Annotated in this window: 12 protein-coding genes and 4 pseudogenes; 10 read left to right on the top strand and 6 right to left on the bottom strand. The window is 54.7% G+C overall.

The features are described from left to right. Positions 1 to 5 precede the first annotated feature (5 nt). Positions 6 to 1,715 carry a ubiquinone-dependent pyruvate dehydrogenase gene (poxB, locus tag SOPEG_RS10795; RefSeq protein ID WP_025245342.1) on the top strand — a complete coding sequence of 570 codons (1,710 nt, stop codon included), beginning with the start codon at positions 6 to 8 and terminating at the stop codon, positions 1,713 to 1,715. An 85-nt stretch (positions 1,716 to 1,800) separates the two neighbouring features. Then, positions 1,801 to 2,851 (top strand): annotated as a pseudogene (gene ltaE, locus SOPEG_RS10790) (low-specificity L-threonine aldolase). On the opposite strand, the gene SOPEG_RS10785 reads toward ltaE, so the two are convergent. Next, positions 2,813 to 3,475 (bottom strand): N-acetylmuramoyl-L-alanine amidase, encoded by a 663-nt coding sequence (locus SOPEG_RS10785; protein ID WP_051419632.1) that lies wholly within the window; start codon positions 3,473 to 3,475, stop codon positions 2,813 to 2,815. The pseudogene ltaE and the gene SOPEG_RS10785 sit on opposite strands and share 39 nt — an antisense overlap. A 146-nt stretch (positions 3,476 to 3,621) precedes the next feature. On the opposite strand from SOPEG_RS10785, the gene SOPEG_RS10780 reads away from it, so the two are divergent. The 5 genes and pseudogenes from SOPEG_RS10780 to SOPEG_RS10760 all read left to right on the top strand — a co-directional run. Beyond that, positions 3,622 to 4,173 (top strand): lipoprotein, encoded by a 552-nt coding sequence (locus SOPEG_RS10780; protein ID WP_025245340.1) that lies wholly within the window; start codon positions 3,622 to 3,624, stop codon positions 4,171 to 4,173. A 211-nt stretch (positions 4,174 to 4,384) separates the two neighbouring features. Further along, positions 4,385 to 5,113 (top strand): arginine ABC transporter ATP-binding protein ArtP, encoded by a 729-nt coding sequence (gene artP, locus SOPEG_RS10775; RefSeq protein ID WP_148297058.1) that lies wholly within the window; start codon positions 4,385 to 4,387, stop codon positions 5,111 to 5,113. 20 nt (positions 5,114 to 5,133) lie between these two features. After that, complete coding sequence (artJ, locus tag SOPEG_RS10770; protein WP_025245338.1) at positions 5,134 to 5,865, top strand: arginine ABC transporter substrate-binding protein; 732 nt, start codon at positions 5,134 to 5,136, stop codon at positions 5,863 to 5,865. Between the two features lie 9 nt (positions 5,866 to 5,874). Beyond that, positions 5,875 to 6,592 (top strand): annotated as a pseudogene (gene artQ / locus SOPEG_RS10765) (arginine ABC transporter permease ArtQ). Then, positions 6,592 to 6,822: pseudogene (locus SOPEG_RS10760) on the top strand (ABC transporter permease subunit); the annotation flags it as partial. The pseudogenes artQ and SOPEG_RS10760, both read left to right, overlap by 1 nt. Before the next feature lie 108 nt (positions 6,823 to 6,930). On the opposite strand, the gene SOPEG_RS22865 reads toward SOPEG_RS10760, so the two are convergent. From SOPEG_RS22865 to SOPEG_RS10745, 4 genes are all read right to left on the bottom strand, one after another. Further along, the gene (locus SOPEG_RS22865) at positions 6,931 to 7,341 is read right to left on the bottom strand and encodes a hypothetical protein (RefSeq protein WP_025245336.1); all 411 of its coding nucleotides are present in this window, start codon (positions 7,339 to 7,341) and stop codon (positions 6,931 to 6,933) included. Between the two features lie 142 nt (positions 7,342 to 7,483). Beyond that, on the bottom strand, positions 7,484 to 7,822 hold the full coding sequence (locus tag SOPEG_RS27435; RefSeq protein ID WP_148297057.1) for a hypothetical protein: 339 nt from the start codon (positions 7,820 to 7,822) through the stop codon (positions 7,484 to 7,486). Further along, positions 7,815 to 8,804: a phage integrase gene (locus SOPEG_RS10750; protein ID WP_025245335.1), complete on the bottom strand. Its 990-nt coding sequence runs from the start codon at positions 8,802 to 8,804 to the stop codon at positions 7,815 to 7,817. The genes SOPEG_RS27435 and SOPEG_RS10750 overlap by 8 nt, the downstream gene beginning before the upstream one ends. 64 nt (positions 8,805 to 8,868) lie before the next feature. Next, complete coding sequence (locus SOPEG_RS10745; protein ID WP_038468619.1) at positions 8,869 to 9,177, bottom strand: helix-turn-helix domain-containing protein; 309 nt, start codon at positions 9,175 to 9,177, stop codon at positions 8,869 to 8,871. A gap of 80 nt (positions 9,178 to 9,257) precedes the next feature. On the opposite strand from SOPEG_RS10745, the gene SOPEG_RS10740 reads away from it, so the two are divergent. Then, a complete protein-coding gene (locus SOPEG_RS10740; RefSeq protein WP_025245333.1) occupies positions 9,258 to 9,527 on the top strand; it encodes a hypothetical protein in 270 nt (89 codons plus the stop codon). A 28-nt stretch (positions 9,528 to 9,555) separates the two neighbouring features. Next, entirely contained in the window at positions 9,556 to 9,726 is a 171-nt protein-coding gene (locus tag SOPEG_RS29500) for a hypothetical protein (RefSeq protein ID WP_236851748.1), read from the top strand. 429 nt (positions 9,727 to 10,155) lie between these two features. Here SOPEG_RS29500 and SOPEG_RS10735 read toward each other — a convergent pair. Beyond that, positions 10,156 to 11,364: pseudogene (locus tag SOPEG_RS10735) on the bottom strand (IS256-like element ISSoEn2 family transposase). A gap of 539 nt (positions 11,365 to 11,903) precedes the next feature. On the opposite strand from SOPEG_RS10735, the gene SOPEG_RS10730 reads away from it, so the two are divergent. Next, entirely contained in the window at positions 11,904 to 13,112 is a 1,209-nt protein-coding gene (locus SOPEG_RS10730; RefSeq protein ID WP_025245332.1) for an IS256-like element ISSoEn2 family transposase, read from the top strand. Positions 13,113 to 13,327: the final 215 nt, after the last annotated feature.

Genomic DNA, 13,327 nt, shown 5'->3' with positions numbered 1-13,327 from the left:
TAGGCATGAAATACACTGTGGCGGCAATGATTGCCCACACCCTCGAATGGGCGGGGGTGAAGCGGATTTGGGGTGCCACCGGCGATTCGCTCAATGGTCTGAGCGACAGCCTTAACCGAATGGGTACGATAGCGTGGCAGGGCACGCGTCATGAAGAGGTCGCCGCGTTTGCGGCCGGCGCCGAAGCGCACGTGACCGGCGAGCTGGCGGTGTGCGCCGGCTCCTGCGGGCCCGGTAACCTGCACCTTATCAATGGGTTATTCGACTGCCACCGCAACCAAGTTCCGGTTTTGGCTATCGCCGCCCATATTCCCTCCAGTGAAATCGGCAGCGGCTATTTCCAGGAGACGCATCCCGAGTCGCTGTTTCGGGAATGCAGCCACTACTGCGAATTGGTGTCCAATCCGGAACAACTGCCGCAAATACTGGGCATCGCCATGCGCAAAGCCATTATCGATCGGGGCGTATCGGTGATTGTCCTACCCGGCGATGTCGCACTCAAGCCGGCGCCGGAAGGGCAACGGCCTGACTGGTACTCCCCGCGCGCGCCGCTGGCGGTGCCCCCGGTGGACGAACTCTCGAAGCTTGCCGCCCTGCTCAACGAGGCCGAAAATGTCACCCTGATGTGCGGCAGCGGCTGCGCTGGCGCACATGATGAGGTCGTGGCGCTGGCCCAGCAGTTAAAAGCGCCTGTGGTGCATGCCCTGCGCGGTAAGGAACATCTTGAGTGGGACAATCCGTATGATGTGGGCATGACCGGCCTTATCGGTTTTTCGTCCGGTTATCAGGCGATGATGAATGCCGATACGTTGGTGCTACTGGGAACCCGCTTTCCGTATCGCGCCTTTTACCCTCAAGATGCCCGCATTATCCAGATCGATATCGCGCCGGGCAGCCTGGGTGCCCATTGTAAGCTGGACATGGCGCTGCTGGGGGATATCAAGTCCACCCTGGCGGTGCTGTTGCCGCGGCTACGCGAGAAAACCGATCGGACGTTTCTCGATAAGGCGCTGGCGCACTACCGCGACACCCGCCGCGATCTGGATGCGCTGGCCCAGCCCAGCGGGGAGAAAGCGATCCATCCGCAATACGTCGCGCACGAAATCAGCCGGCTGGCGGCCCAGGACGCCGTCTTTACCTGTGATGTGGGAACGCCGACGGTGTGGGCAACCCGCTATTTGACGATGAACGGCCGCCGCCGGCTGCTGGGATCGTTCAATCACGGCTCAATGGCCAACGCCCTGCCGCAGGCGCTGGGCGCGCAGGCCACCTGTCCCGGTCGGCAGGTGGTGGCGCTGTGCGGCGACGGCGGCTTTACCATGCTGATGGGGGATTTTTTGTCGTTGGCGCAGATGAAATTGCCGGTGAAAATCGTTATCTTTAATAATAGTGTGCTGGGTTTTGTTGCGATGGAAATGAAAGCTGGCGGCTATCTGACCGACGGCACCGATCTGCAAAACCCCGACTTCGCCGCCATCGCCCGCGCCGCGGGCATCAAAGGTCTTCGGGTGGAAAAATCCGCCGCGCTGACAGAGGCGTTTGCCCATGACGGTCCGGTGGTGGTGGACGTGGCCACCGCCAAAGAAGAGCTGGCGATGCCGCCGCAAATTAAGTTTGAACAAGCCAAAGGCTTCAGTCTGTATATGCTGCGCGCCATCATCAACGGCCGTGGCGATGAGATTGTGGCGCTCGCCAAAACCAACTGGCTGCGTTAAGCGCCGGCCGGGATTGCCGTTTGCCGCAGTGCCGCCCCCCCCCCCTTGAGCGGCCTTCGGTCCAATACGTTAGGATGGGATTAGCATGATTGATTTACGCAGCGATACCGTGACCTTGCCCACCGACGCAATGCGTCAAGCAATGGCCGCCGCTGAAGTCGGCGATGATGTGTATGGCGACGATCCCACGGTAGCGGCACTCGAGGCCGACGGCGCGCGGCTGGCCGCCAAAGAGGCCGCGCTGTTTTTCCCCAGCGGCACCCAGGCCAATCTGGTGGCACTGATGACCCATTGCCAGCGCGGCGAAGAGTATATCGTCGGGCAAAAAGCCCATAATTATCTGTTCGAGGCGGGCGGCGCCGCGGTGCTCGGCAGTATCCAGCCGCAACCGCTGGACTTTACCGATGACGCGACACTGCCGCTGGACAAAGTGGCCGCCGCCATTAAACCGGACGATTTTCATTTCGCCCGCACCCGGCCTGAGCCTGGAAAATACCCACAACGGCAAGGTGGTCCCCCAGGACTATCTGCGCCAGGCGTGGGCGTTGACCCGCGAACGGCGGTTGGCCCTGCACATCGACGGCGCGCGGGTGTTTAACGCCGCGGTAGCGCAGGGCATTGCCCTTAGCGAGATAAGCCAATATTACGACACGCTGACAATATGCCTCTCCAAAGGGTTGGGCGCCCCGGTGGGATCGCTTCTGTGCGGCAGCGAAGACTACATCGCCCGCGCCAGACGCTGGCGCAAGATGGGCGGCGGCGGCATGCGCCAGGCGGGTATTCTGGCCGCCTGCGCCCGCTACGCGCTGGCGCATCATGTGACCCGTCTGCAGGAGGACCACGATAACGCCCGCTGGCTGGCGCAGCAACTGGCGCAACTGGGGGTCGACATTGTCGCGCCGGGCGCGCAGACCAATATGCTGTTTATCCGCCAGTCCGCCGATTTATCGGCCAGACTGACGCCCTGGATGCGCGACCACGATATCATTATCGCCTCGGGTACCCTCACCCGGCTGGTGACGCATCTCAACGTCAGCCGCCAGGACCTGGAGAAAGTGGTTGACTGTTGGCACGAGTTTCTCGCCCACCATGACAAATTAGCCGCCGCGCCGCTCACCGGCGTCTATTTCCAATAACGCCTGCAGGACCACCAGCGTCTGAGCATCCGGCAAGCCGCGGTAGTCGCTGGGTCGATAATGCATCTGAAACGCCCGCAGCGCCCGACGCTGCAGCGTTTGCGGCATATCGGGCGTGACGTCATAGCCCAGTTGCGCCATACCGCGCAGTATCGCCGCCGCCGGTACCGACGCCTGCGGGTCGCGTCCCGCCAGGAAGTAGCGCACCCGCGCCGCCTGCGGCCAGACGCCGATACCTGCCGCCGCCAGTTGCTGCCAGAGAAACAACGGGCCTGGGTCCTGCTTGCGTCGCCAGGCGATGTCGCTATGCCCCACGACATTGAGCGGCGTGATGGGATGGCGGCGCAGAATGTCGCGACACAGCGCCACCACCACCGCCACCTGCGGCACGGGCACCAGATAATGGGCGCTGACCGGGCCCTGGGCCAGCGTGGCCAGTGAGCGATCGAAGTCGCCAGCGGTATAGTGCAGCACCAGCACCGTAATGCGGTCATCCTGACTGCGCGCCTGATGCGACGTGTCCAGCCGGTAGTCGCGCGGCTGACAGCCGGCCAGTAGCCATAGCGCGATAAACAGCGTAAATCCCAGGGGGCGCCACGGCGCGCGCGGGAAGAAGGGTGACATAAGGTTCCTCATTTCACGGGCCTGGGGGGGCGGCCACCGGCGCGGGCGACAACGTGCGCAATAGCACGGCGGGTGCTACAACCCCCTGATAATTATCTATACTGTAGAAGAACAGGCTCCCTTACACTTCACTTTTAAGGCCGACAATGAAAAATAAATCGCTGGTCCTGTTTCCCGTGATGCTGGCCCTCAGCGCGTGTAGCGCGGTCGACCCCGCCTATCATGACGTGGGCAGCCGCAGCGCGCCCTGCGTGCAGGGCGGCCCCGATAGCGTGGCGCAGCAATTCTATGATTTGCGTCTGCAACAGGGCAATCAGGGCAAACCTGATGCCGTCACCCTGGCCCGCTATCGCCCCTATTTGAGTACCGCGCTCTACCAAAGCCTGGCCGAGGACGGCCACGGTACGCAAAAGCTGGCGCGTTTGCCGGCGATGGACATTTTCAGCGGCGACAGCCTGGGCCCTACGTCGGTGACGGTGCGCAGCGCGTCGCGTATACCCAATACCGGCGCTAAAAATATCCCGCTGCGGGTAGCTATGTCGCGGCGTCAGGCCGGCGACCGGCCGGATGTCGCTTGGCAGGCCGAAGCGCTAATGATCCGTGAAGGCACCTGCTGGGTGTTGGACGATGTGCGCTACCTGGGGGCCGCGCCGCCCGCGACGACCGGCACGCTGCGCCAAACACTGGAGACACGCTGACCTTTCTGTTTCGCCCCGGCGCACCGGGGCGCTATAGCGCGTTCGCGCCCGCCTGAAGCATAACCCGACGGAAAAACGGCCGTTGCTGCTGCTTTGTACTGTCATTCGTATTATTATCTTCCTAATTGTAAATTTTCAATGTGGTGAATTGCATCGACGCTGGCGCGACGGTACCATCTGCCCCCCCCCAATGGCTATTCAGTTTATTCGCATGAGTATTCAACTTAACCGCATCAACTGCTTTTATGGGGCGTATCAGGCGCTGTTCGATGTCACCCTGACCTGCCCGGCGGGTGAGACGCTGGTATTGCTCGGCCCGAGCGGCGCCGGGAAAAGCTCGCTGCGGCGCGTGCTTAACCTGCTGGAAATGCCCCGCGACGGTGAACTGGATATCGCCGGTAATCATTTCGACTTTCTCCGCACGCCGAACGTGAAGTCTATCCGCGCGCTGCGCCAAAATGTCGGCATGGTGTTTCAGCAATACCATCTGTGGCCGCATCTGACGGTGCGCCAGAGTCTGATTGAAGCCCCTTGCCGGGTCCGCGGCCTGGACCGTCCGGCGGCCAATGCCCGCGCGGACAAATTGCTGGTGCGCCTGCGGTTGCAGGATTATGCAGATCGCTTCCCGCTGCATCTGTCCGGCGGCCAGCAACAGCGTGTGGCTATCGCCCGCGCGCTGATGATGGAGCCGCAGGTGCTGCTGTTCGATGAACCGACGGCGGCGCTGGATCCGGAAATCACCGCGCAAATCGTCAGCATCATTCGTGAGCTGGCGCAGACCGGCATCACCCAGGTGATCGTCACCCATGAAGTGGAGGTGGCGCGCAAGACCGCAAGCCGGGTGGTGTATATGGAAAACGGCCGCATTGTGGAACAGGGCGACGCCAGCCATTTCACGCAACCGCAAACCTCCGCGTTTGCGCAGTATTTCTCGCATTAATCTTTTCGGGAATCACACCAATGAAAAAGACCGTTATTGCCGCGCTGCTGGCCGTTGTGTCCACCGGCGTTAGCGCCGCGCAAACCGTGCGTTTCGCCACCGAAGCTACCTATGCGCCGTTCGAGTTTGTCGGGGCCGACAATAAAATCCAGGGCTTCGATATCGACCTGGCCAATGCGCTGTGTAAGCAGATGGAAGTGGAGTGTACGTTTACCAATCAGGCGTTTGACAGCCTGATCCCCAGCCTGCGCTTCCGCCGCTTTGACGCCGTGATTTCCGGTATGGATATCACCCCGGATCGTCAAAAGCAGGTCGCGTTCACCCAGCCCTATTATGAAAATTCGGCGGTCTTTGTCGCCCTGAAAGGCAAATTCGCCGATTTGGCGTCCCTGGCCGGCAAACGCGTCGGGATGCAAAACGGCTCCACCCATCAGAAATACCTGGTGGATAAACACCCCGAAATCACCTCGGTGCCCTACGACAGCTATCAGAACGCGATCCTGGATCTGAAAAACGGCCGCCTGGACAGCGTGTTCGGCGATACCGCCGTGGTGAACGAATGGCTGATGAAGGACGCCTGCCTGGCGACCGTCGGCGATAAAGTGACCGATAAAGCCTATTTCGGCACCGGCCTCGGCATCGCCGTGCGGCTGAATAATACGGCGCTGGTGGATAAGTTCAATCAGGCGCTGGACAAGGTCAAGCAGGACGGTACCTATCAGAGCCTGTATCAGAAATGGTTTAAGCAGTAAGTTACTTTGATGACGGAACTCTACCCCATCGCCACCGCCGCGGGCACGACCCTCGGCCTGGCGCTGTGCGCGCTGGTCATTGTCTGCTATTGGCCATGGGCTTTGCCGCGCTGGAATCGGCGCGCTGGCGCTGGCTTGCGTTGAGTGGGACCGCGCTGGTCACGTTGCTGCGCGGTCTGCCGGAAATCCTGGTGGTGCTGTTTATCTACTTTCGGCGCCTCGCAGCTGCTGGTGACGCTGGCGGATGGCGTTACCTTATCTTTTGGGGTCATTGCGCTTCTCGCTCGCGCTGCCCATCGACAACTTCGATGTCAGTCCTTTTCTCTGCGGCGTCATCGCGCTGGCGCTGCTGTACGCCGCCTACGCCTCGTAGACCCTGCGCGGCGCGTTGAAAGCCATTGCGCAGGGTCAGTGGGAGTCGGGGCAGGCGCTGGGCATGAGTAACGGCGCGACGTTTTTTCGGGTGATTCTGCCGCAAATGTGGCGTCACGCCCTGCCCGGTCTGGGAAATCAGTGGCTGGTGCTGTTGAAGGACACGGCGCTGGTGTCGCTGATTAGCGTTAACGATCTGATGCTGCAAACCAAAAGTATCGTCAGCTTTACGCAACGGCCGTTTACCTGGTATCTGCTGGCGGCGGGGGTCTACCTGGTGATTACGCTGTTCAGCCAGGCCGTCCTGCGCGCCTGCGAACGGCGCGCCACGCGATTTGACAAGAGGGCATCCTGATGGCCGGTTATTTGCTGGCGCTGCTGCCCGGCCTACCGGTCAGCCTGTCGCTGACGGCGGCCGCGGTGCTGGTGGCGCTGTTGCTGGCGCTGCTGTTTACCCTGATCCTCTCGCTGCGTACGCCGGTGCTCTCGCCGCTGGTGACGGGGTATATCACGCTGTTTACCGGTACGCCGCTGCTGGTGCAGATTTTCCTTATCTATTATGGACCGGGCCAGTTCGCCCCCATTTTGGCACTAATAAAAACAAACAGTTAAATAAAAATCAGCAACTTACATGCCTGTAACTGCGTGCTTAAAACGAACATAGCGTGTACGTTTGGGGCAATTTGTGGATCATCAAAAAAGGTACTTGATTACTGCGATACCTAAACCAAGAGCGGTAAATACAATCCCTGCTATCCATTTCGTTTGGTTAGCAATCCGTTGATGAATAGTGGAGAATTCTTTGTGAAAAGCGCCAAACTCCTTGTTGATCAAGCCAAATTCTTTATTGATTTCAGCTTTAAGAGAGAGCAAATCACTTTTGGTTGAAAATTCCTCAGAGCGGATAGTAAGCTTTGTCAAATCCATTTTGATCTGGACTACGTCAGCCTCTAGGCGTTCAACTCGTTTCTCTAATCTGTCCTGCATACCTCCTCCCCCGTTACCACCACCAACTTCTAAAGTAGCTTGTTTTTTAATAGTATCATAATCATCTGCGAATAGTGGAACTAACTTTCCATATGCATTTTGCTCTAACGCATTCATTATTCTTCTTTCTCCTTGGCGTCATTATTTTTAGTAACCCAATCAATAACAGAATTAATTAGGTAACTAGCAATAAACCCGCAATTTTCGCATATTACGCGATATTTTAAATTGTAAATAAAATAAGGACCATCAGGATCAACTAACATGAATGATACATATTTAAAAGTTGAATCATCAATTTTTTTTGTATTGTTTCTGGAGAGTCTGAAGCAAGAAGCATTATTCCCGAATCAGCTTTTGGCGCTGTTTCTGTTGGAACAACAAGCTTACGAGCCCCACATGATAAACACTGCTTGCTTACGCCTTTAGAATCAAGAAAATTAGCAAAAAGCTTAGGGCTAAGATTTAATAAAAGAAGCTGCTCTTTTTCAGTTGGCACTTCATCTATTTTATTAAACCATTTTTTTAGCGTTTTTTTTGTCGACTCGGATAACGATTCATGTAGCGATATTTCTCTTTTTCCTATTATGTTACTCATGATTATTATTTCCAATCAACGGATTAAACTTAACTGCATCTTGTAGATAATCAGGCGCGAAATGCGCATAAGCCATTGTTTGCAAAATGCTTGAATGTCCCAAAATTCTTTGTAGTGCTAAAATATTGCCTCCGTTCATCATAAAGTGACTAGCAAAAGTATGCCGCAAAACGTGAACCGCTTGGCCTGCTGGAAGGTTGGGGGCGATTTCCTTAATACGGTCTCTTATGTATCGATAGTTGAGATTTGCAAATAGTCGATCGTTCTGGATACTGTCTGTAATTTGGGCACAAAGTTCAGTGGAAATGGGAACCGTCCTATTTTTGTTATTCTTTGTGTTGAGATAGGTTACCTTGTTTCCTATCACCTCTTCCCGTCGAAGTTTGACCACCTCTCCCCAACGTGCTCCAGTTGCCAAGCAAAGCTTTACAGCTTTAAGCTGATCTCCCTCTAATCTAGCGAGTAACGAGTTAATTTCCTCACGAGTTAAGAACCCCATTTCTTGAGCTGGTAGCTTGATTTTTTTCATTTCTTTGAGTGGGTGCTCGCCATGGTAATGCCCCAACTCAATCAGAACGGAGAATACGGCTCCTAATTTTTCTTGATCAAGATTAATGGTTTTTGCTTTTTTTCCTTCAGCAAGGCGTAGCACTCGATAGTCAGAGAATGAAGCTTTTGTAATTTGGCTGGCTTTGGGATCTCCCATCTTAGCCGCCATCAATCGCAACTTGTGCACAGTCTTTAAGCCATCTTTAAGGTTTTGGCCGTGATGTTGAAACCAGAGCTCTATCAATTCTGTTAATGCTCGTTGGTCCGCTGGTTTTGCCACCCAATCCTTATTGTTTTGCGTCGCAATTATCCAGCGCTCAAACTGCTGTGCTTCTGCCTTGGTTTTGAATTTTTTGCGAATGCGCCTACCTTGCCGACCTTGTGGGCGAACATCTACCATGTATCCCTCACCATTGAGAGGTTTAATGCTCATTGCACAAGATCTCCTAACGTCACCATTCCACCTTTACCCCAAGATTTTTTGAGCCGGCAAGCAATTAACCAGCCTCTTGAAGTTTTTGGGATCTGGATGTGCTTACGTGCCCATCAGGGGAGAGAGCCGGGTCAACTTGCCCCGATTCCGGAGCTATGTTTCCCGTCATTAACCACAGCGTGTATTTAGTAAATCGTGGATGATTTGTCACTTTATCTAAAATCAATGCACCAACACCTTTTATGCCTGATTCATAGTTTTTGATTGTTCCTAGGCCAATCCCCAGAGCTTCAGCAAATTCGCTTTGCGTCATGCCCTCAGCTTGTCTTATTACTTTAAGTTTTTTTGCATGCGCCATTGACAAGGTCACCATAAGGATCCTATCCTCTGCGTTAGGTCACCCATGGGTGACATTTAGTAACGTTAAACTGCGTGAATTTAAAGGGTATCACTATGGGTAAAAACCGACAAAAAAAGCTTATGCATGTGAGGGTGGAGGATCTCCCATCTGACGACCCCTATGGTGAAATTTTGGAGGAGTCAATCTCCTACTATGCGAGACGCATCGGGAAAAATAAGCAAATAGTTCGTACTCAGGCGGATGTTGGTGACCTTCCCATTCTCCAAACTAGACCTGGAGCCAAGCGGCGCGTAAATCTTTACGCTATTTATTTGAATGCTAAACGTAATGCTGAGCGCTACGTCGAGAGGATGGGCAGGTGAAAGGTAAATGCGTCATGCAAGGTTTTGTATGAAAGACATCATCTTCATTTTGGGCATTCTTCCCTTTCCCTGCTTCATGCTCTATGTGCTTTTCAGCAGGCTGATAGAACATATCCAGCAGAAACGCGCCGACGACATGCGCAAAGCCTATCAAGCCCGCAAGGCAGCCGTTGAGCGCTACGCCCGCCAACGTTTGTAGGAGAAAGCCAATGCAACCGGCCTACGCCACATTGATAAACGAACTCGTGCAGGAATATCACACCAAGCGGGCGAACCTCCGCGCTGCGACAGCCACGCCGCCCGAGTTGCAACAGTAGTTAGACGACGATTACGCTTACTGGCTAAGTATTGGTCTGGAGGATGCATTAGACGATGCCTGGGCCGCCGGAGATATCGACAGCGCCGCGCAGATAGACCGCATTATCAGACAGTTTTACACCGGTCATCTGCCGGAGCCGCAAGTATGGCAGGTTGCCGCATAAGCAGCGCCAGAAGACTCAGTGGAACGGCATAGGAAACGGACGGACACCAGAGCATGATGCAAACGTTAATCAGAAAAAATCGCTACATGCATTGCTATAAGGGGTTTTTGTCGACCCTGTACACGATTCTGTGTAAATGCCTTTTCTCAGAAGTGATCGTCCAGGCGGTCACCGAACTCGATAATAAAGCGGCTCATTGCCATGCGCCAGTCCCTAAAGGCATTGTCCATTTCTGTGAGGCCGCCTGTATCGCCAGCCACACCACCTTTTTCACTGCGTCGTCGGTCGGGAACACCTTGCGCTTTTTGATGGCATGCCGGATCACGCTGTTTAACGACTCGATGGCGTTGGTCGGTGTAGATCACCTTGCGGATGTCCGTTGGGTAGGCAAAGAACGTGGCCAGATTGGCCCAGTTTGCCTGCCAGCTTCGACTTATTTGCGGGTAGCGGATGTCCCAGGCACTGGAGAACGCTTCCAGCGCCTGCAAGCCGGCTTCTTCCGTAGGGGCCTGATAGATAGCTTTCAGGTCGCGGGTGACGGCCTTGTAGTCCTTCCAGGAGACGAACCGCAGGCTGTTGCGCACCATATGCACGATACACAGCTGGAGCCGCGCCTCCGGATACACCGCGTTAATAGCGTCAGGGAAACCTTTCAGCCCGTCTACGCAGGCGATAAGGATATCGTTCAGGCCGCGGTTTTTCAGCTCTGTCAGCACGTTCAGCCAGAACTTTGCGCCTTCATTTTCGGCCAGCCACATACCTAGCAACTCTTTCTGGCCTTCGATGTTGATGCCTAGCGCCAGGAACACAGATTTGTTGATGATGCGGCTGTCCTGCCGGACTTTTAGAACGATACAGTCAAGATAAACAATGGGATAGACTGCATCCAGAGGCCGGTTTTGCCATTCGACAACCTGCTCCATGACCGCATCGGTGACCTTTGAGACCAGCGCCGGCGAGACATCGGCGTCATACAGCTCTTTGAACGCGGCGGCGATCTCGCGGGTGGTCATCCCTTTGGCGTACAACGATAAAATCTGGTTATCCATCCCGGTAATCCGGGTCTGGTTCTTCTTCACCAGTTGCGGTTCAAAGGAACCGTCACGATCGCGCGGAGTACGCAGCACCAGCGGGCCATCGCCAGTGGTAACGGTTTTTGTGGAATAGCCGTTGCGGGCGTTGGTCCCCGGTTTAGGCTGATTTTTATCGTAGCCGAGGTGATGGGTCATTTCGGCATTGAGAGCTGCTTCGACGCTGATTTTTTTCAGCAGCCGATCGAAGTGACTGAGATCTTCAGGGGTTTTGAGATTTTTGGCTAGTTTGTTAGCCAGAGCCTGCAACTGTTTTTCGTCCATAAATTAACCTGTTTTTGATGTTGGATTGAACATATCAAAATCAGGCAAATACACAAATTTCTAAACAGGCTCGGTTTGTCATTCACTACCGCCCCAAAATCGCCGCGCACCGCGTCGCGCGTTATGAAGTGTTCTGCGGTGATCAGTCGTTCGGCTTGTTTGATGGCAAGGCGCAAGCGATCTGCTACATCGACCAACTTTACCAGATGCAGCGCCTCGGGGGTGTTGGAAAGAGAATGTGTGCATCATAAAAAAATGCAAGCTCAATGGAGCATGAAAGATTATTTCAACGCGAATTAACGGCGTTAACTAATTCGGCACACCGCCGACCAAACCAGACACGGCACGCTCAGTAATGGAAAGTTTTTCCATATGTTTTTTATCAAGACCAAGAGAAAATAGTCGCCCGATTTCTGGCTGGATTAAAAAGGCAGGAAAGCGCCGGGCTATAGAATTCCTCAAGAGTAGAGCCTGTTTAGAAATTTGTGTATTTGCCTGATTTTGATATGTTCAATCCAACATCAAAAACAGGTTAATTTATGGACGAAAAACAGTTGCAGGCTCTGGCTAACGAACTGGCCAAAAATCTCAAAACCCCTGAAGATCTCAGTTACTTCGATCGGCTGCTGAAAAAAATCAGCGTCGAAGCAGCTCTCAATGCCGAAATGACCCATCACCTCGGCTACGATAAAAATCAGCCTAAACCGGGGACCAACGCCCGCAACGGCTATTCCACAAAAACCGTTACCACTGGCGATGGCCCGCTGGCGCTGCGTACTCCGCGCGATCGTGACGGTTCCTTTGAACCGCAACTGGTGAAGAAGAACCAGACCCGGATTACCGGGATGGATAACCAGATTTTATCGTTGTACGCCAAAGGGATGACCACCCGCGAGATCGCCGCCGCGTTCAAAGAGCTGTATGACGCCGATGTCTCGCCGGCGCTGGTCTCAAAGGTCACCGATGCGGTCATGGAGCAGGTTGTCGAATGGCAAAACCGGCCTCTGGATGCAGTCTATCCCATTGTTTATCTTGACTGTATCGTTCTAAAAGTCCGGCAGGACAGCTGCATCATCAACAAATCTGTGTTCCTGGCGCTGGGCATCAACATCGAAGACCAGAAAGAGTTGCTAGGTATGTGGCTGGCCGAAAATGAAGGCGCAAAGTTCTGGCTGAACGTGCTGACAGAGCTGAAAAACCGCGGCCTGAACGATATCCTTATCGCCTGCGTAGACGGGCTGAAAGGTTTCCCTGACGCTATTAACGCGGTGTATCCGGAGGCGCGGCTCCAGCTGTGTATCGTGCATATGGTGCGCAACAGCCTGCGGTTCGTCTCCTGGAAGGACTACAAGGCCGTCACCCGCGACCTGAAAGCTATCTATCAGGCCCCTACGGAAGAAGCCGGCTTGCAGGCGCTGGAAGCGTTCTCCAGTGCCTGGGACATCCGCTACCCGCAAATAAGTCGAAGCTGGCAGGCAAACTGGGCCAATCTGGCCACGTTCTTTGCCTACCCAACGGACATCCGCAAGGTGATCTACACGACCAACGCCATCGAGTCGTTAAACAGCGTGATCCGGCATGCCATCAAAAAGCGCAAGGTGTTCCCGACCGACGACGCAGTGAAAAAGGTGGTGTGGCTGGCGATACAGGCGGCCTCACAGAAATGGACAATGCCTTTGAGGGACTGGCGCATGGCAATGAGCCGCTTTATTATCGAGTTCGGTGACCGCCTGGACGGTCACTTCTGAGAAAAGGCATTTACACAGAATCGTGTACAGGGTCCAAATTGGTCATAGGCATTATCCCCTTCGTTTTGACTCCATTTAGGCGCTCAAACTGAGCTATGCCGTGGGGAGAGTCGCCAGCTCGCACACCCGTTGCAATGCTGTTACTTACAGACAGCATTCTCACAAGATTGTGTTTTTGCAGAATGATGAAAGGTTTTTCAGTGTGTGAGGCGAGC

Source organism: Candidatus Sodalis pierantonius str. SOPE, from assembly GCF_000517405.1.
Taxonomy (GTDB): Bacteria; Pseudomonadota; Gammaproteobacteria; order Enterobacterales; family Enterobacteriaceae; genus Sodalis_C; species Sodalis_C pierantonii.
The sequence above is the reverse complement of the archived record's forward strand: the minus strand, read 5'-3'. Positions and strand labels throughout refer to the sequence as shown.